The organism is Streptomyces sp. NPDC088197, from assembly GCF_044741185.1.
GTDB lineage: Bacteria > Actinomycetota > Actinomycetes > Streptomycetales > Streptomycetaceae > Actinacidiphila.
Window position 1 is genome coordinate 156,230 of the sequence record NZ_JBIUSD010000008.1, and the last position, 16,868, is coordinate 173,097.

The following is a 16,868-nucleotide window of genomic DNA, read 5'->3' on the forward strand; positions in this document are numbered from 1 at the left end:
GAAGCCTCACGCTCGGCCCGCGGCGGTGCTGTTTCCGGCGTGGGCGCGGGTGGGGCCGCTTCGGGAGGGCGCGTTCAGGGGGCGGCTGCACGACGCGCGGACGGCGGTGTCGCTGGGGCGGGTGCTGGGGGCGGCGCTGGTCGTGTGCTTCGTGACCGGGCTGGTCAGCCACTATTTGCAGCAGCCGCCGAGCTGGGCGGTGAACCACCTCCCCAGCCGCCCGAGTTGGGGCTACCGGCTGACCCAGGGCACGCATGTGGCGACCGGCATCGCCGCGATCCCGCTGGTGCTGGCGAAGCTGTGGACGGTCTATCCGCGGCTGTTCGCCTGGCCGCCGCTGCGATCCGTACTGCACGGCCTCGAGCGGCTGTCGATCCTGGTCCTGGTCGCGGCGACGCTGCTGCAACTGGCCACCGGCCTGCTCAACACCGTGCAGTGGTACCCCTGGCCGTGGAATTTCCGTCCGGCCCACTGGGCGCTGGCGTGGGTCGTGGTGGGCGCGCTGGCGCTGCACATCGCGGTGAAGGCGCCGGAGATCGCGGCGCACTGGTGGCGCCGCTCACCGGGCACGCTGCGGCTGCCCGCCGCCGACGGCCGGGACCGGCGGGCCTTCCTGGCCACGGTGGGCGCGGCGGTCGGCGCCGTGACGGTGACGACCGTCGGGCAGAGCCTCACCCCGCTCAAGGACCTCGACCTGCTGGCCCCCCGCCACCCCGACCACGGCCCGCAGCACCTGCCGGTGAACCGTACGGCCGCCGCCGCTGGCATCACGGCGGCGCGCCTGGCCGACTGGCGTCTGACCGTACGCGGCCCGCGCCCGTACGAACTGACGCTGCCTCAACTCCGTGCGCTGCCACAGCGTTCCGTGGTGCTGCCGATCGCCTGCGTCGAGGGCTGGAGCAAGAACGCGCACTGGTCGGGCATCCGGATCCGCGACCTCCTCGACCGCGCGGGCGCCCCGCACCACGCGCGGGTCCGCGTCGTCTCGCTCCAACAGCACGGCGCCTACGCCGTGATGGAGATGGGCGACCTCTACGCCCGCGACCCGCTGACCCTGCTGGCGCTGTCCCTGAACGGCGACGTCCTCTCCCCCGACCACGGCTTCCCCGCCCGGATCATCGCCCCCAACCGGCCGGGCGTCCTCCAGACCAAATGGGTCACCCGTCTTGAGGTGCTGACATGAGACGCCCCACCGCCGTACGCCCGGCGACCCTCCTGCGGTACGGCGTCGGCGCCGTCGGCCTCGCCGGTATGGCCTTCGGCGCGACACTGCTTCTGACGGACCCTCATATCTCGGACTGGCCCGCGGTGGTGGAGTGGCTCGTGGGCGCCGTCGTGCTCCACGACGGTGTCCTGGTCCCCGCCGTCCTCGCTCTCGGCGCCCTGGCCGCGACCCGCCCCGGCCTCCGTCCGCGGTGGCCCTTCGTCGTCGCGGGCAGCCTCGTCCTGATCGCCCTGCCCGTGCTCCTGCGCCCGCGCCCGACCGCCAACCCGTCCGTCCTCCCCCTGGACTATCCGCGCGGCCTCGCGATCGCGGTGGGCACGGTCCTGGCCCTCGCCCTGTGCGGGGCGGTCGGCCGCCGGGGGTGGGCGCGGCGGCGCGAACTGGGGCGGAGGGTACGCGGTGCGGGTCCACGGCTGAGAGCGGCCGGGAGGGCGGGGGTGGCGGCGGTGGGACGCACGGCGCGCGGGCTCCGCCGCTGACCTCGTGTTCCGGCCCCGGGACCGCGCCTTCGAGCGGCCCGGCGCCGGGGAGTCCAGGATGGGGGCATGACGGTATTCCCCGATGTCCCCGGCGCCTGGCACGGACGGTCCGGCTTCCGGCTCATGCCCACCGACCCCTTCCACGAGGCCCCGGCCGGCGCCCGGGTCGTCCTCGGCGCCGCCGGTCACCTGGCCAGCGTCACCTACACCTGGCAGCACCCGGACGACGGACCGCAGGACGGCATGCTCACCGTCGGCGCGACCGACGAGAACACCCGGCTCACCGCGCTGTGGGCGGACTCCTGGCATCAGCAGCCCGCCCCGCTGCTGATGCACGGCACGCCCGGACCGCACGGCATCGACGTCGAGGGCGAGTACGCCGAGGGGTGGATCTGGCGCATCGCGGTCGACGCGGGTGAGCCCGGCACGCTGCGGATCCGTATGGACAACGACATCCCGTCCGGCCGCTACCGGGTCATGGAGGCCACGCTGACGCCGAGTTGACGTACCGGGCTCGGTGTCGGGACGCCGCTGCGCGAGCCGTCACGCGCCTACCGCACGCTGACCAGAGCGGCGAAGCGGCGGCCCGACGTCGACCACTCCTCCGCCACCGACCAGCCGGTGGCGCGCGCGGCGGCGCGCAGCGCGAGGGGGCCGAGGCGGGCCCACGGGAAGTCGCGGCCCTGCCGTCCGTGGGCGTCCTCCACGCGTACGGTCACCCGCTCGTCCACCTCGTGCGGCGCGGCCTCGGCGAGCAACCGGCCGCCGGGGGCGAGGAGTTCGCGGACGCGCGCGAGGAGGGTGTGCGGGTCGCCGCCGATGCCGATGTTGCCGTCGGCGAGCAGCGCGGTGCCCCAACGGCCCTCCGCGGGAAGGCGGTCGAAGACCGAGCGGCACAGGACCGCGCCGCCCGCGCCCTTGGTGCGGGCCACGGCGGCGGGGCTCACGTCGAGCCCGAGGACCGGCACCCCGTACCCGGCGACGGCGGCCACCAGCCGCCCGGGACCGCAGCCGATGTCCAGTACCGGTCCACGGCAACGGCGCAGCATCGTACGGTCGGCGGCGTCCGGCGCTGCGCACCAGCGCTCGACCTCGAGCGGCAGCAGCCAGCCGTCCTCCCGCCGCAGGAACAGCGGCCCGCGCCCGCTGACCAGGGCGCGCGCGTACGGATCGCCGCCCCAGGTGGTCGCGGTGGCGGACCGCGCGACGGGTACGGAGGTGGTCACCGGGCGGCACCGGCGGGGGCTGGAGCGGCGGGCGCGGTGGCGGTGGCGGCGGCGGGACGGCTCATGGGGGCGAGGCGGCGCCAGGCCGCGGCGAAGTGCGTGGCCGGTGCCAGGGCGGCGACGTCGGCGGCGTCGGACGGGGTGTCGACGTCCCGCAGCAAGGGGAGGTCGTGGACGCGGAGTCCGGCGGAGGTGAGGCGGGCACGCTGGACGGCGCCCGTGTGCGGGGTGGACATGGGGACGCCGAGGAGGAGGTCGGGGCGGGCGGGTTCGGCGAGGCCGAGCGCCCAGAAGCCGCCGTCGGCGGCGGGTCCGAAGACGGCGTCGCGGGTGTCCCACGCGTCCGGCCGCAGCGCGGACTCCAGCAGGACGGCGGTGAGTTGGGGGGTGTCCATGCCGACCAGCAGCGCGGGTCCCGTGCACAGGGCGAAGGCCCCGGCCAGTCGTTCGTCCAGGCCGCCGCCGGTCTGCGGTGCGACCTCGTAGCCGTCCGGCAGCCACGGTCCCGGAGCGCCGTCCAGGACCAACACCCGTCGGCTCACGTGGAGTTCGAGGCCCGCGGCCAGCGTGTCCCGGAGCGCCGCCTCGGCCAGGACGGCGGCCTCGGCGGCCGTGCAGTACGGCGTCAGACGGGTCTTGACGCGCCCGGCCACCGGAGCCTTGGCGATCACCAGCAACGTCGTCGCGGCCTTCATCGGGCACCCGCCGTAACCGTCGAGTCGGTGCCCGCGGTGGCGTGACCGGCCGACTCGCTGCCGACCGTCGCGTTCCCGGCCTGCTCGGTAGCGGCTCTCCCGTCACCGGCCTCCTCGGTACCGGCTCTCCCGTCACCGGCCTTCTCGGTACCGGCTCTTTCGTTCAGTACCGCCGTCATGTCGCGGACCGCGTGCCAGGTGCCGCGCCAGGTGCCGGTGACCTTGGAGCGGCCGGTGCGCGGCGCGTACGGGACGGGGGTCTCGCGGATCCGCCAGTCCGCGTCGGCGGCGCGGACCACCATCTGGAGCGGGTAGCCGGAGCGGCGGTCGGTGAGGGCGAGCGCGAGCAGGTCCTCGCGGCGGGCGGCCCGCATCGGGCCGAGGTCGTGCAGGCGCAGACCGGTGCGGCGGCGCAGCAGCCGGGCGAGCTGGAGGTTGGCCAGCCGGGCGTGCGGCGGCCAGGCGCGGAAGGTGGTGGGGCGGCGGCGGCCGAGCACCAGGTCGGCGGCGCCGTCCAGCACCGGCCCCGCAACGGTCGGCAGCAGCGCCGGGTCGAGGGAGCCGTCGCAGTCGCAGAAGCAGACGACGTCGGCGGTCGCGGCGAGCAGTCCGGCGTAGCAGGCGGCGCCGAAGCCGCGTACAGGCGCGTGCACGACGTACGCGCCGTGTTCCGCGGCGATCCGGGCGGAGCCGTCCGTGGAGCCGTTGTCCACGACGATCGCGCGCCAGCCGGGCGGAACGCGGTCCAGCACCCAGGGCAGGGCGGCGGCCTCGTCGAGGCACGGCAGGACGACGTCCGCGACGGCGGGGGGACGGGGGCCGGGGCGGGAGCCGGCACGGACATCGAGGCGGGCGTCCGGGCGGAGGTCGGCCGGGACGGCGGACCGGACGTCACCGGGGACGCCGGGGACGCCGGCCACGGTGGGCGATGGCTTGGTCACACGGATCACCCTACGGAGACGCAAGGGACATAACGGACCCACGATCCTTACGAAACACGGACGGCACCGCTCCCCGGCCTCCGGCCCGGCGTCACTGTCCGTGGCGGGTGTCAGACTCGACAGCATGACCAGCCCCACCGTGCCCGCCGCCCCGGCCCCGCGCCGCCGGGTCCTCGTCGTGGACGACGACCCGACTGTCGCCGAGGTCGTCGCGGGCTACCTCGACCGGGCGGGCTTCGCCGTCGAGCGCGTCGCCGACGGCCCCTCCGCCGTCGCCCGCGCCGCCGCCCTCCGGCCCGATCTGGTCGTCCTCGACCTCATGCTGCCCGGCATGGACGGCCTCGAGGTCTGCCGCCGTATCCGCGAGAACGGACCCGTGCCGGTCGTCATGCTCACCGCCCGTGGCGACGAGGACGACCGCATCCTCGGGCTCGAAGTCGGCGCGGACGACTACGTGACCAAGCCGTTCAGCCCTCGCGAGCTGGTGCTCCGCGTCGAGTCCGTCCTGCGCCGCGCGGGCAGCCCGCCCGACCCCGCCTCCGCCCCCGGCGCGTGGCTGCGCTCCGGCTCCCTCGCCCTCGACCCGGCCGCCCGCCGCGCCACCCGCCACGGCGCCGAACTCCCCCTCACCATCCGCGAATTCGACCTCCTCGCCTTCTTCCTCCACCACCCGGGCCGCGTCCTCGGCCGCGAGGAACTCATGCGCCGCGTCTGGGGCTGGGAATTCGGCGACCTCTCCACCGTGACCGTCCACGTCCGCCGCCTCCGCGAGAAGATCGAGGCCGACCCCGCCCGGCCCCGCCTGATCACCACCGTCTGGGGCGTCGGCTACCGCTTCGACCCGTCCGACGACCCGGCGGACGACCCGGTGGGCGACGGGGGCATGGGCGACGGGGGCATGGGCGCGGCCCCGGCTTCGGGCGGGGGACACGATGCGTGACGTGGTGCTCATCGCCGCCTACGCGGCGGCCGGGGCGGGGGCGGCCGGGGTGCTCGGAGCGGTCGCGCTGCGGCTGCTGCGGCACCGGTCGGTGGCGTTGTCGCTCGCCGTGGTCGCCGTCGTGACGGTGGCGGCGATGCTCGCGGGGACGCTGTCGGTGGCGTGGGCGATGTTCCTGTCGCAGCACGACCTGGGTGTGGTCACGACGGTGTGCGGGATGGCGGCCGTGGTGTCGCTGGGCGTCACGCTGCTGTTGGGGCGACGGGTCGTGGCGGGCAGCCGCGCGCTGGCCGCCGCCACGCGCGCCTTCGGCGACGGCGACGCCTTTGCCGCTCCCGCGCACGCACCCACGGCCGAACTCGCCGAACTCGGCCGTGAGTTGGCCGTCACCAGCGCCAAGCTGGCCGACTCGCGCCAGCGCGAGCGCGCCCTTGAGGCGTCGCGCCGCGAGCTGGTCGCGTGGATCTCGCACGACCTGCGGACGCCGCTCGCCGGGCTGCGGGCGATGACCGAGGCGCTGGAGGACGGCATAGCGGAGGACCCGGCCCGCTACCACAAGCAGATACGGGCCGAGGTCGACCGGCTCAGCGGCATGGTCGGCGACCTCTTCGAACTCTCCCGCATCCAGGCGGGCGTTCTCGCCCTCTCCCCCACCCGCATGTCGATGTACGACCTCGTCGGCGACGCCATAGCGGGTGCCAATCCGCTGGCGCGCGAGCACGGGGTACGGCTGGTCGGCGACGGGGTCGAGCCGGTGCCGGTGGAGGTCGACGGCCGTGAGATGACGCGGGTCCTGGCCAACCTCCTGGCCAACGCCATCCACCGCACCCCCGCGGACGGCACTGTCGCCGTTTCCGCTCGGCGCGACGCCGCTTCCGGCTCCGTCGTGCTCTCCGTCACCGACGGCTGCGGCGGCATCCCCGCCGACGACCTTCCCCGCGTCTTCGACACCGGGTGGCGCGGGACCGGGGCGCGGACGCCTCCGGCGGGGGCGGGGCTCGGGCTCGCCATCGTCCGTGGCATCGTCGAGGCCCATCATGGGCGTGCCGCCGTGCACAACGTCCCCGGCGGCTGCCGCTTCGACGTCGTCCTCCCCGCCGCCCCCCTCTAACGGGCGGCACCCCGTGCCTTCAGGGGCAGGGGGCAAGTCGGTCGTCCCCGGACCGCCGGCCGGTGGTGGGTTGCTCGCGCAGTTCCCGCGCGCTCGGGGGTGCAGCCGCCTGCGGGATGGGGGGCCTGGCCGGCTAGGCCGACGGGCGTTGGGGGGCGTGGGCGAAATCGGTGACGCCCTGGGTGAAGGGGACGCGGGGGGACCAGGCGAGTTCGTGGTGGGCGCGGGCCGCGGAGGCCGTGACGTGGCGGACGTCGCCGAGCCGGTACGCCCCGGTGACGCGGGGCGCGGGCCCCCCGGTGACGGCGGACAGCACGGTGGCCATCTCGCCGACGGTCCGCGGCGTGCCGGTGGCGATGTTGTAGGGGCGCAGGCCGCCGGGCGGCCGGTCGCCGAGCCGGGCGAGGGCGGCGACATTGGCGGCGGCCACATCGGCGACGTGGATGAAGTCCCGGCGCTGGCGGCCGTCTTCGAAGACGGCGGGGGCCTCGCCGCGGGCGAGGGCGGAGCGGAAGAGGGCGGCGACACCGGCGTAGGGGGTGTCACGGGGCATGCCGGGCCCGTAGACGTTGTGGTAGCGCAGGGAGACGGCCCGGCCGTCGGCGGCGCGGGCCCAGGCGGCGGCGAGGTGTTCCTGGGCGAGCTTGGTGGCGGCGTAGACGTTGCGGGGGTCGGCGGGCGCGTCCTCGTCGACGAGGCCGGGCGCGAGCGGTTCGCCGCAGCGGGGGCACGGCGGTTCGAAGCGGCCCGCGTCGAGGTCGGCGACCTGTCGCGGCCCCGGCCGTACGACGCCGTGCCGCGCGCACTCGTAACGTCCTTCGCCGTAGACGACCATCGACCCGGCGAGGACGAGCGACCGTACGCCCGCGTCGGCCATGGCGGCGAGCAGCACGACGGTGCCGAGGTCGTTGCAGCTCACGTAGTCGGGGGCGTCGGCGAAGTCCTTGCCGAGGCCGACCATGGCGGCCTGGTGGCAGACCGCGTCGGCGCCGCGCAGGGCCTCCTCGACGGCGGCCCGGTCGCGGACGTCGCCGTGCCGCCATTCGACGCCGTCGGGCACGGGCGGCGGCAGGGCCCGGTGGGCGGCGGGCAGCAGCGCGTCGAGGACCCGTACCCGGTGTCCGGCGGTGCGCAGCGCGGTGACGATGTGCGAGCCGATGAAGCCCGCGCCTCCCGTGACAAGTACCAGCATGGGCCCGACCGTACGGTCCCGGCCGGGCCGATGGGCCGGGCCCGGCCGGGGCGTCAGCGCTCCGTAAGAACTCCCGGCGCCGCCTCACACCAGCGCGGGCACCTCGTACGTGAGCGTCGCCGCGTCCGCGTCCAGCACCGCGGGCACCCCGAGCGGCACGGTCAGCGTGGACTCGCAGTGGCCGAAGCCGAATTCCTCGACGATCGGTACGCCGAGGCCGCCGAGGAGGTCGGTCATCAGGGACCGGACGGCGGGGTACGGGCCGCAGTCCTGCCAGGAGCCGAGGACGATTCCGGCGACGCCGTCGAGCCAGCCGGAGCGCAGGAGTTGGGTGAGGATGCGGTCGAGTCGGTACGGCTCCTCGCCGATGTCCTCCAGGACGAGGATGCCGCCCGCGGCGGACGGGCGGGAGTACGGGGTGCCGAGGTCGGAGGCGAGCAGGCTGACGCAGCCGCCGAGGGTGACCCCGGCCGCGCGGCCCGGTACGAGGGTGCGGGCGGTCGGGGAGGTGGGCGTCAGGGTCTCGTCGGGCGTGAAGAGGGTGCGCCGCAGGTGGTCCTGGGTGGGGCCGTCCTTGAGGAAGGTCTCGGTCGCCGCCATCGGGCCGTGCAGCGTGGCCAGGCCGAGCCGGGTCGCGAACGCCTCGTGGAGCGCGGTGATGTCGCTGTAGCCGATGAACGCCTTGGGCGTGGCCGCGCCCATGGCGTCCCAGTCGAGCAGGTCGACCATGCGCTGCGCGCCGTAGCCGCCGCGGGCGCACAGCACGGCAGCCAACGACGGGTCGCACCACGCCTGTTGGAGGTCGTCGGCGCGGGCCCGGTCGGTGCCCGCGAGGTAGCCGGAGGGGTGGTCGTCCAGGACGTGCGGTGCCACGACGGGGTCGAGGTCCCAGCTCCGCAGGATGTCGAGGCCCGCGTCGAGGCGTTCGCGCGGTACGGGACCGCTGGGCGCCACGACGCCGATCCGGTCGCCGGGCGCCAGCCGCCGGGGGCGGATCAGCGCGGGCACCGGCCCGCCGACCGGACCGGCCGCCTGCCGCGGTCCGCCCCCGGAGCCCCGTCCGGCAGTGGCGTCGGCGGCGGAAGCGGAGGAGGCGGCAGCGGCAGCCGTAGAACTCTCCGTCATGTGTGCAGCTCCAGCGGCGCGACGCCCTCCGGCGTGAAGCCGAAGACCTGCCCGTAGAGGGCGAGTTCGGCCTCCAGGCAGGTGACCATGGTGTCCAGGCGGCGGAAGCCGTGGCTCTCGCCCTCGAAGGTCAGATACGCGTGCGGGATGCCGCGTCCGGCGACGGCCTCCAGGAACCGCTCGCACTGCACGGGCGGGCAGATCACGTCGTCCAGGCCCTGGAGCAGCAGGAACGGCACGTCTATCCGGTCGCCGTGGTGCACGGGCGAGCGGTCGCGGTAGCGCTCGGGCACCTCGTCGAGCGGCCCGATCAGCGACTCCAGGTACTCCGACTCGAAGTCGTGCGTCTCCCCGCCCTCCCGCGACCAGCCGCGCAGGTCGAGGATCGGGTAGATGACGGTGCCGCAGGCGTAGGTGTCGGTGGTGGTCAGGGCCGCGGCGCTGGTCCAGCCGCCGGCGCTGCCGCCGCGGATGGCCAGCCGCGCGGGGTCGGCGACGCCTTCGGCGACCAGCCCCTCTGCGACGGCGGCGCAGTCCTCGACGTCCACCACGCCCCACTGTTCGCGCAGCCGGTTGCGGTAGGCGCGGCCGTAACCGGTGGAGCCGCCGTAGTTGACCTCGGCGACGCCGATGCCGCGGGAGGTGAAGTAGGCGATCTCCAGGTCGAGGACCATCGCGGCGCGGCTGGTGGGTCCGCCGTGCACCCAGATGACGTAGGGCGCGGGTCCCTCGGCGGTGACCAGCGGATTGCGCGGCGGGTAGACCTGCGCGTGCACCTCGCGCCCGCCGGGGCCGGTGAAGGTCCTGGCCAGGGCGTCGGGAACGTAGGCGGGGTCGACCGTGTCGTGGTGCGCGCTGCCGATGACGCGGGTGCGGCCGGTCTTGACGTCCAGCTCGACCAGTTCGTACGAGGTGCGGGCGCTGCCCGCGACGCCGATGACGCGGCTGCCGGACGCGGCGAGGGTCGCATTCCACTCGGTCCAGTGCCCGGGGGCGTCGGTGACCTCGCCGGTGGCGGGGTCGAGCAGGCCGAGCCGCAGGGCGCCGACGCCGTGCAGGACGGCGATCAGGCCGTCGTCGAGCGGGGCGAACCAGTGGTGGCCGAGTTTCCACAGCGCGTTGCCGAATTCCTCCTGGCGTGCGCAGAGGTTGACGGCTTCGCCGGTGGCCGGGTCGACGCGGTGCAGATTCCACCAGCCGGTGCGGTCGGTGGCGGCGAGCAGGGTGCCGTCGGCCGCCCAGCCGACCTGGGTGACGGATTCCTCGGGGCCGCCGATCAGGGTGCGGGCGGCGGTGAAGGTGCCGTCGGCGGTGACGTCGGCGATCCGCAGTTCGGTGCCGTCCCAGGGCATCAGCGGGTGGTCCCAGGCGGTCCAGGCGGCCCGCGTGCCGTCGGGCGACAGGCGGGGTCCCGTGACGAACCGGTGGGTGGCGGCGGCCAGTTCGCGTACGGCCGCGCGGTCGTCGGCGGCGGAGCCGTCGAGCGGTACGGCGGCGGGCACGCGGCGTACGTCGGTGGGCTTGTCGCCGGTGAACTCCTCCAGGACTCCCCAGACCTCACCGCGCTCGCGGTGCAGTGTCAGGTCGGCCCAGCGCAGTCCGCCGCCGACGGCGCCGACCGGGGTCAGCGGGCGCGGCGGGGTCTGCGGCTCGTCGGGGCGGAAGGCGTAGAGCCGCTGGTCGGCGAAGTTGGCGAAGACCACCAGCGGGGCGCCGTCCACGACGGCGCCCGCCCAGGGGGTGCCGCCGTATTCGATGACGCGGCTGCGGACGTTCCACGGCGCGGGCAGCGGGCATTCCTCGGTGCCGTCGGGCCTGCGGCGGATCAGCGCGCGGCGGCCCCCTTCGGCGGGGCGGGGCGCGGTCCACCAGACGTCGTCGCCGACGATGCCGACGAATTCGGGGCTGCCGTCGTGTGCGGCGGCCGTGGTGGCGTCGACGGGCGAGGGCCAGGCGCCGTGCGGGGTGGTGCTCCCGGTGGTCGTGGTCACGCTCCGGCCTCCGTTCCCGTGGCGCGCAGAAAGCGGTCGAGGACGTGGACGCCGAAGTGCAGCGCGTCGACGGGCACCCGCTCGTCCACGCCGTGGAAGAGCGCCTGGTAGTCGAAGCCTGGGGGCAGCCGCAGCGGTGAGAAGCCGTAGCCGGTGATGCCGAGCCGGGAGAACTGCTTGGCGTCGGTGCCGCCGGACATGCAGTAGGGCACGACGTGCGCCTGCGGGTCGAAGTGTTCCAGCGACTCGCGCATCGCGGCGTAGGTCGGGGAGTCGACCGGGGCCTGGAGCGGGATCTCGCGGTGGTGGAACTCCCAGTCGACGTCGGGTCCTGTGAGCCGGTCCATGGTGGCGGCGAACTCGTCCTCGGCGCCGGGCAGCATGCGTCCGTCGACGTAGGCGGTGGCGGAGCCGGGGATCACGTTGACCTTGTAACCGGCTTGCAGCATCGTCGGGTTGGCGCTGTTGCGGACGGTGGGCCTGACCAGGTCGGCCGCCGCGCCGAGCCGTTCGAGGAGGGTGTCGACGTCGTCCAGGGCGGCCTGGTCGGCGGGGACGCCGTAGAGCGCGGCCAGTTCGGTGAGCGCGGCGGTGACGGTGGCGGTGAGGCGGACGGGCCAGTCGTACTCGCCGATCCGGGCGATGGCGGCGGCCAGTCGGCTGACCGCGTTGTCCCGGTTGACCTTGGAGCCGTGGCCCGCCTTGCCGTGTGCGGTGAGCTTGAGCCAGGCGGTGCCGCGCTCGCCCGCGGCGACGGGATAGATCCGCAGGTCGTCGCCGGCGTGGAAGGTGAAGGCGCCGGATTCGCTGATGCCTTCGGTGCAGCCCTCGAAGAAGTCGGCGTGCTTCTCGGTGAGGAAGCCGGAGCCGTAGGAGGCGCTGTCCTCCTCGTCGGCGGTGAAGGCCAGCACGATGTCGCGGGTGGGGCGGTGTCCGGTACGGGCCCAGGCGCGGACGGTGGCGAGCACCATCGCGTCCATGTTCTTCATGTCGATGGCGCCGCGGCCCCAGACGACGCCGTCCCTGATCTCGCCGGAGAAGGGGTGCACGGTCCAGTCGGCGGCCTCGGCGGGCACGACGTCCAGGTGGCCGTGGACGAGCAGCGCGTCGGCGGCCGGGTCGCTGCCCGCGATCCGGGCGAGCACGTTGGCGCGGCCGGGCGCGGATTCCACGATCTGCGCTGCGATCCCGGCGTCGGAGAGCTGCTGGGCGACGTATTCGGCGGCGGGCCGTTCTTTGCCGTCGCCGCCGCCGCGGTTGGTGGTGTCGATCCTGATGAGGTCGGACGTGAAGGTCACGACCTCGTCGAGTGCCCGCGCGTCCACGGCGTCGTGCCGGACGTCTCGCTCGGCGGTCCGCTCAGCCATACTGCTCCTCCACCGCTTGCGACACGAGTGTGGTGACCGCCTTGAAGGCTCTGATGCCCTCGTACATCGTGGGCAGCGTGTAGGCGACACGCCGCTCCCCCGTCCGCTCCACGCCGGGCACCACGGTGGCGGCCCCGGCCAGGTGGACGGCGTCGAATTCCAGCTCGACGGTGAAGGGCCCGGCCTGCGCGGGCTCGTGGCGCACGGCCAGCGCGGCGGCGTCCTTGGCGGCGGCCCTGATGTCGGCGGCGGTGCGCGCGGGCGGGCGGCAGACGGCCGCGTAACGCGACACGTAGTCCTTCACCGCGACGGTACGGGCCTGCGGCGCGTAGCCCTCGGCGTCGATCCCGGTCCTGTCGTCGCCGGTCACCAGCACCACGGGGACGCCGTACTCGGCGACGACCAGCGCGTTGAGCCTGCCCTCGCTGGCGGCGACGCCGTTGACCCACACGCCGGTGATGGAGTTGGCGAGGTAGGTGTGGGCGAGGACGCCCTCGGTCCCGGCGCCGGTGTGGTAGCCGACGAAGGCGATGCCGTCCACGTCTCCGTGCTGGACGCCCTCGACCATGGACAGGTCCTTGTGGCGGCCGGTGAGCATCTGGGCGCGCTCGTCCAGCTTCTCCAGCAGGAGATTGCGCATGGTCCAGTGCGCCTCGTTGACCAGCACCTCGTCCGCGCCGCCGTCGTAGAAGCCCGCGACGGCGGCGTTGACGTCGGAGGTGAACATATGGCGGCAGCGCTGCCACTGCTCGCTGCCGGGCAGCACGTCGGCGGGCCAGGTGACACCCGTCGCGCCTTCCATGTCCGCCGAGATCAGGATCTTCATGTTGCGTCACGTTACGCGGCGGCCGGAGGGCGCACCAGGGCCGGGCCCGGCCTGTGGATAACTTCAGTGGTCCAGACCAGTGAAGCGGGTGGGGGAATCAGCCGGTACGGCCCGCCACCAGCCATTTCGACGGTATCTCTATGCGTGTCCCGTCCACCCTGAACTCCGTTGTCACCAGGGGCTGTTCACCGTCGGCCAGCACTTCGAGCCCGGCGGCCCGGAAGAATCCGGGCAGCGCCGCGTCCGACACCTCGCCGGGCGCGATGCCGTGCGCGAAGATCGCCCCGAGCTTCTGCGGCGGTCCGGCGGGCCCCTGCGCGAGCCCCATCAGCACCGGCTTGGCCGCCTCCGCCAGCTCCAGCGCGAAGGCCCGGCCGCGGTGCCCGGTGAGCACCGCTATGCCGTCCGCCAGCCGCCCGCGGTCCTCCGGCTCGCACTGGTGCAGCACCCCGCGCATGTAGACGTTGGCATCGCCGATCTCCTCGTGCAGCCGCTCCACCGCGTCGGTGTCCACCGCGTCCAGCCGCTGGTACTCCGCCGCCCCGTGCGGATCGTCGCGCCTGGCCCGGTCGATCGCCTCCCGCGAGAGGTCCACGCCGACCACCCGGTCGTACCGCTCGGCCAGGAAGCGGGTCTGCGTCCCGTTCCCGCAGCCGAGGTCCACCACCGGAAGGCCGGGGTCGAAGTACGCCCGGAAGTGCGGGTAGTGCTGTTCCGCCGCGAGCTCGGGGTCGCAGTCCCAGAAGACTCCGCCGGGCTCGTGGGGCGCGTCCTGCCAGAAACTCTCCCACGCCTGCTCATACCCGCTGGACACGTTCACGCGTACTCACCACTCCCCAGGACCGCGATCGTAGAAAAGGCACAGGCACGGCCGCCGACCGTGCCCGCATCAGGAGCTACCGGACCGTCACTTCGGAGTCAACGGCCCGGGCGGAATCGACGGCGCCGACGTCATCGACGCCACGGACGGAACCGACGCCTCGGACGGAATCGACGGCAGCGGCGTATTGAACGCCTCGGACGGAACCGACCGCGCCGGCGGGATCAGCGGCTCCGGCCCGGCAGCGGCTGCTCGAACCAGACGGACTTGCCCTGCGCGAAGCGGCTGGTCCCCCACTCGCGGGCGAGCCTGCTGACGATCCGCATGCCGCGCCCGCCCTCGTCGTCGGGCCCGGCGCTCAGCAGGACGGGGACGGCGTGGTCGTCGTCGGTCACCTCGCACAGCAGCGCGCCCGCGCGGACGAGCCGCAGCCCGATCCGCCGGGTGTGCGCGTGCCGCACCGCGTTGGTGACCACCTCGCCGACCAGCAGCTCCGCCGTCTCCGACATCTCCACCAGGTCCCAGCCGAGCAGCGTCTCGCGGACCAGGCGGCGGGCCCGCGCCACCTCGCGCGGGTCCGGCTCCAGCTCCCAGGTCATCACGTCGTGCCGCGGGATGCCGTTGAGCCGGGCCATCAGCAGCGCCACGTCGTCCTTGCGACCGCCGCGCGGGTTGAGCGCGCGGATGATCGTGTCGCAGGCGTCGTCCATCGACGCGGCCGGGTGCGCGGCGCTCTCGCACAGCGCGGCCAGACCGGTGCCGATGTCCTGGCCGCGCACCTCCACCAGGCCGTCGGTGCACAGGATGAGCCGGTCGCCGGGCGCGACCGGCACCCGTACCGTCTCGAACGGCACCCCGCCGACGCCCAGCGGCGCGCCCGTGGGCACGTCGAGCAGCTCGCTGCGGCCGTCGACGGCGCGGACCAGCACCGGCGGGATGTGTCCCGCGTTGGCGATCAGCAGATCGGACTCGACCGGGTCGTAGACCGCGTAGAGGCAGGTCGCCAGATACTGCTCGCCGAGCCGCTGCGCCAGGTCGTCCAGATTGCGCAGCAGTTGGGCCGGTGGCATGTCGAGCCCGGCCATGGTCTGCACGGCGGTACGGAACTGGCCCATCATCGCGGCCGAGTTCAGCCCGTGGCCCATCACGTCGCCGACCACCAGCGCCAGCCGCGAGCCGGGCAGCTTGATGCTGTCGAACCAGTCGCCGCCGACCCGGCCCAGCCGCTCGCCCGGCAGGTAGCGGGTCGCCACGTCACACCCCGGCATCCGCGGCGCGATGTGCGGCAGCATGCTGTCCTGGAGGGTGTCGGCGACATTCTCCTGATACGTGTACATGCGCGCGTTGTCGAGGACGAGCCCGGCGCGGGCGGCCAGTTCCGCGCCCGTCACGCGGTCCATGTCGTTGAACACCGCCCGCTCGCGGTGGCGCAGCAGGATCATGAAGCCCAGCACCACATCGCGCGCCTTCAGCGGGACGACGAGCATCGAGCGGTTGTTGATCAGCGGGCTGATGTCGCGCTTGGGGAACTGCGCGGCGATCGCGTTGCCCATCGGCTCGCTGATCCGCGGCACCAGCACCGGGTCGCCGGTGGTCATGCACTGGAAGAACGGCGTCTGCGCGGGGAAGGGCATGGACTCGCCGACCGGCACCACGTCGTCCCAGCGGCCCGGTTCGTCGGTGTGCTCGACCGCCACGCGGTACCACATGGTGGTGACGTCGGGCGGCCCGTCGGGGAAGCCCTCACCCGCCAGCACCTGCTCGCGCAGATATGTGCCCGCAACATCAGTGAAGCGCGGCACGACGGCCGCGCTGACTTCCTGAATGGTCCTGGCCAGATCCAGCGAGGTGCCGATCCGGCCGCTCACCTCGTTGAGGAATTCGAGGTGTTCGCGGACCGCCGCGTATTCGAGGTCGGGCGCCAACTCGTCGGCCGGGACGGCCCGCGGGTCGGCCGCCGCGGCGGCCTCGGCGGCGCGCCGTCTGGCCTGCCGCTCGGCCCGGCGCGGCACGCCCCAGTCCGGGGTGACCGGCACCCGGTCGTGCTGGCTTATCTCCAGCACCGGATAGCCCAGTTCCAGCACCTGCGCCACGATCCGCCCGCTCTCCAGCGGATTCATGCTCGGCAGGATCTCGGGCAGTTGCCTGGCGAGCTGGTCGGAGCCGGGGAATTCGGTGTGCAGCGCGAAGCCGGGCGCTATCCGCTCCGAGCAGTCCGCCGCCCCCGACCTGTCGGTCGCCGCCGCGTCGGGGTCGGCCATCGCGGAGGGCGTCCCGGCAGCGGCGGAGGAACCGGCCGCGGAAGAGGCGTCGGTGGCCAGCACGAGCAGCCGCTCGGGGCCCGGACCGACCAGCGGGTAGGCCCACCACAGCACGTCCAGGGGGACGCGCCCGTCCCCGTCGGCGTCCGTGCGCCGCACGCAGTCGTACAACCGGGCGCGCCCCGCCGTCGGGTAGGAACTGGCACCGGCCAGCGAGGACTCCAGGTCGGGCCCGGTGACGTCGTACGGGTACGCGGTGCCCGCCGTGCCGCCGCCCGGGGCCGCGTCCGGGGGCACGTCGAGTGCGCCGCCCACCGGTAAGAGGTCGAGCGCGTTCCGCCCGACGGCCTCTTCCCGTGTCCAGCCGAACAGCCGGCGCGCACCCGTACTCCAGTGCGACACCAGCCCGGCGGCGTCCACGACGATCACCGCGAGCGGGATACGTCCGGACGGCTCCGGCGGTTGACGGCGGTCCATGGTTCGTCGGGCTCCTTCCCTCGGCCCCGCGGTCCGGGGCCGGAGTGCGGTGGGAACCGCCCCGGCACAAGATCTACGATGCCGTTAACCACGGTACGACCGGTCCGGGTGCCAGGGGAGGGAAAGTACGAATCCGGGCGCACGCCCGCGCGCGAGCAACCAAACTGCCCGTGCTAGCGTCCAAACCCTCTG

General features: G+C 74.4%; 15 protein-coding genes. 5 read left to right on the plus strand and 10 right to left on the minus strand.

Translation table 11 applies throughout. The annotated features are described in order from the left end of the window. The first annotated feature begins 25 nt into the window (after nt 1-25). The 3 genes from ACIOC1_RS21030 to ACIOC1_RS21040 all read left to right on the plus strand — a co-directional run bounded on the left by ACIOC1_RS21030 (nt 26) and on the right by ACIOC1_RS21040 (nt 2,208). On the plus strand, nt 26-1,183 hold the full coding sequence (locus ACIOC1_RS21030) for a molybdopterin-dependent oxidoreductase (protein WP_401855989.1): 1,158 nt from the start codon (nt 26-28) through the stop codon (nt 1,181-1,183). Next, nucleotides 1,180-1,704, plus strand: coding sequence for a hypothetical protein (locus tag ACIOC1_RS21035; protein ID WP_401855992.1), 525 nt, complete (start codon nt 1,180-1,182; stop codon nt 1,702-1,704). The genes ACIOC1_RS21030 and ACIOC1_RS21035 overlap by 4 nt, the downstream gene beginning before the upstream one ends. A 66-nt stretch (nt 1,705-1,770) precedes the next feature. Then, the gene (locus ACIOC1_RS21040; RefSeq protein ID WP_401855994.1) at nt 1,771-2,208 is read left to right on the plus strand and encodes a hypothetical protein; all 438 of its coding nucleotides are present in this window, start codon (nt 1,771-1,773) and stop codon (nt 2,206-2,208) included. 47 nt (nt 2,209-2,255) lie between these two features. On the opposite strand, the gene ACIOC1_RS21045 is transcribed toward ACIOC1_RS21040, so the two are convergent. The 3 genes from ACIOC1_RS21045 to ACIOC1_RS21055 are packed head-to-tail and all read right to left on the minus strand — an operon-like array spanning nt 2,256 to nt 4,413. After that, entirely contained in the window at nt 2,256-2,930 is a 675-nt protein-coding gene (locus ACIOC1_RS21045; protein ID WP_401855996.1) for a methyltransferase, read from the minus strand. Beyond that, complete coding sequence (locus ACIOC1_RS21050) at nt 2,927-3,625, minus strand: DUF2064 domain-containing protein (RefSeq protein WP_401855999.1); 699 nt, start codon at nt 3,623-3,625, stop codon at nt 2,927-2,929. Before ACIOC1_RS21050 ends, ACIOC1_RS21045 begins: the two co-directional genes overlap by 4 nt. After that, nucleotides 3,622-4,413, minus strand: coding sequence for a glycosyltransferase family 2 protein (locus ACIOC1_RS21055; protein WP_401856108.1), 792 nt, complete (start codon nt 4,411-4,413; stop codon nt 3,622-3,624). The genes ACIOC1_RS21050 and ACIOC1_RS21055 overlap by 4 nt, the downstream gene beginning before the upstream one ends. Before the next feature lie 277 nt (nt 4,414-4,690). Between ACIOC1_RS21055 and ACIOC1_RS21060 the strand changes: the two genes are divergently transcribed. Both ACIOC1_RS21060 and ACIOC1_RS21065 read left to right on the plus strand, forming a co-directional pair. Then, nucleotides 4,691-5,506 carry a response regulator transcription factor gene (locus ACIOC1_RS21060; RefSeq protein WP_401856002.1) on the plus strand — a complete coding sequence of 272 codons (816 nt, stop codon included), beginning with the start codon at nt 4,691-4,693 and terminating at the stop codon, nt 5,504-5,506. Then, nucleotides 5,499-6,617, plus strand: a complete 1,119-nt coding sequence (locus ACIOC1_RS21065) for a HAMP domain-containing sensor histidine kinase (protein ID WP_355339181.1) — start codon at nt 5,499-5,501, stop codon at nt 6,615-6,617. Before ACIOC1_RS21060 ends, ACIOC1_RS21065 begins: the two co-directional genes overlap by 8 nt. A gap of 133 nt (nt 6,618-6,750) precedes the next feature. Here ACIOC1_RS21065 and ACIOC1_RS21070 read toward each other — a convergent pair whose 3' ends face one another. The 7 genes from ACIOC1_RS21070 to ACIOC1_RS21100 all read right to left on the minus strand — a co-directional run bounded on the left by ACIOC1_RS21070 (nt 6,751) and on the right by ACIOC1_RS21100 (nt 16,676). Further along, on the minus strand, nt 6,751-7,809 hold the full coding sequence (locus ACIOC1_RS21070; RefSeq protein ID WP_401856005.1) for an NAD-dependent epimerase/dehydratase family protein: 1,059 nt from the start codon (nt 7,807-7,809) through the stop codon (nt 6,751-6,753). Nucleotides 7,810-7,893: 84 nt separating this feature from the next. Beyond that, a complete protein-coding gene (locus ACIOC1_RS21075; protein ID WP_355339518.1) occupies nt 7,894-8,817 on the minus strand; it encodes an LD-carboxypeptidase in 924 nt (307 codons plus the stop codon). A gap of 113 nt (nt 8,818-8,930) precedes the next feature. Continuing rightward, nucleotides 8,931-10,925: an LpqB family beta-propeller domain-containing protein gene (locus ACIOC1_RS21080; RefSeq protein WP_401856008.1), complete on the minus strand. Its 1,995-nt coding sequence runs from the start codon at nt 10,923-10,925 to the stop codon at nt 8,931-8,933. Then, complete coding sequence (locus tag ACIOC1_RS21085; RefSeq protein ID WP_401856010.1) at nt 10,922-12,292, minus strand: M20/M25/M40 family metallo-hydrolase; 1,371 nt, start codon at nt 12,290-12,292, stop codon at nt 10,922-10,924. Before ACIOC1_RS21085 ends, ACIOC1_RS21080 begins: the two co-directional genes overlap by 4 nt. Continuing rightward, nucleotides 12,285-13,118, minus strand: a complete 834-nt coding sequence (locus tag ACIOC1_RS21090) for a M55 family metallopeptidase (protein WP_188281247.1) — start codon at nt 13,116-13,118, stop codon at nt 12,285-12,287. The genes ACIOC1_RS21085 and ACIOC1_RS21090 overlap by 8 nt, the downstream gene beginning before the upstream one ends. A gap of 97 nt (nt 13,119-13,215) precedes the next feature. Continuing rightward, nucleotides 13,216-13,938: a methyltransferase domain-containing protein gene (locus tag ACIOC1_RS21095; RefSeq protein WP_391163647.1), complete on the minus strand. Its 723-nt coding sequence runs from the start codon at nt 13,936-13,938 to the stop codon at nt 13,216-13,218. A gap of 224 nt (nt 13,939-14,162) precedes the next feature. Next, on the minus strand, nt 14,163-16,676 hold the full coding sequence (locus tag ACIOC1_RS21100; protein WP_401856012.1) for a SpoIIE family protein phosphatase: 2,514 nt from the start codon (nt 16,674-16,676) through the stop codon (nt 14,163-14,165). Nucleotides 16,677-16,868: the final 192 nt, after the last annotated feature.

What these genes read in the sequence shown, in the direction of transcription:
- ACIOC1_RS21035 (WP_401855992.1), top strand. Translation starts at nt 1,180, where the DNA reads ATGAGACGCCCCACCGCCGTACGCCCGGCGACCCTCCTGCGGTACGGC.
- ACIOC1_RS21040 (WP_401855994.1), top strand. Translation starts at nt 1,771, where the DNA reads ATGACGGTATTCCCCGATGTCCCCGGCGCCTGGCACGGACGGTCCGGC.
- ACIOC1_RS21050 (WP_401855999.1), bottom strand. Translation starts at nt 3,625, where the DNA reads ATGAAGGCCGCGACGACGTTGCTGGTGATCGCCAAGGCTCCGGTGGCC.
- ACIOC1_RS21060 (WP_401856002.1), top strand. Translation starts at nt 4,691, where the DNA reads ATGACCAGCCCCACCGTGCCCGCCGCCCCGGCCCCGCGCCGCCGGGTC.
- ACIOC1_RS21065 (WP_355339181.1), top strand. Translation starts at nt 5,499, where the DNA reads ATGCGTGACGTGGTGCTCATCGCCGCCTACGCGGCGGCCGGGGCGGGG.
- ACIOC1_RS21070 (WP_401856005.1), bottom strand. Translation starts at nt 7,809, where the DNA reads ATGCTGGTACTTGTCACGGGAGGCGCGGGCTTCATCGGCTCGCACATC.
- ACIOC1_RS21085 (WP_401856010.1), bottom strand. Translation starts at nt 12,292, where the DNA reads ATGGCTGAGCGGACCGCCGAGCGAGACGTCCGGCACGACGCCGTGGAC.
- ACIOC1_RS21090 (WP_188281247.1), bottom strand. Translation starts at nt 13,118, where the DNA reads ATGAAGATCCTGATCTCGGCGGACATGGAAGGCGCGACGGGTGTCACC.
- ACIOC1_RS21100 (WP_401856012.1), bottom strand. Translation starts at nt 16,676, where the DNA reads ATGGACCGCCGTCAACCGCCGGAGCCGTCCGGACGTATCCCGCTCGCG.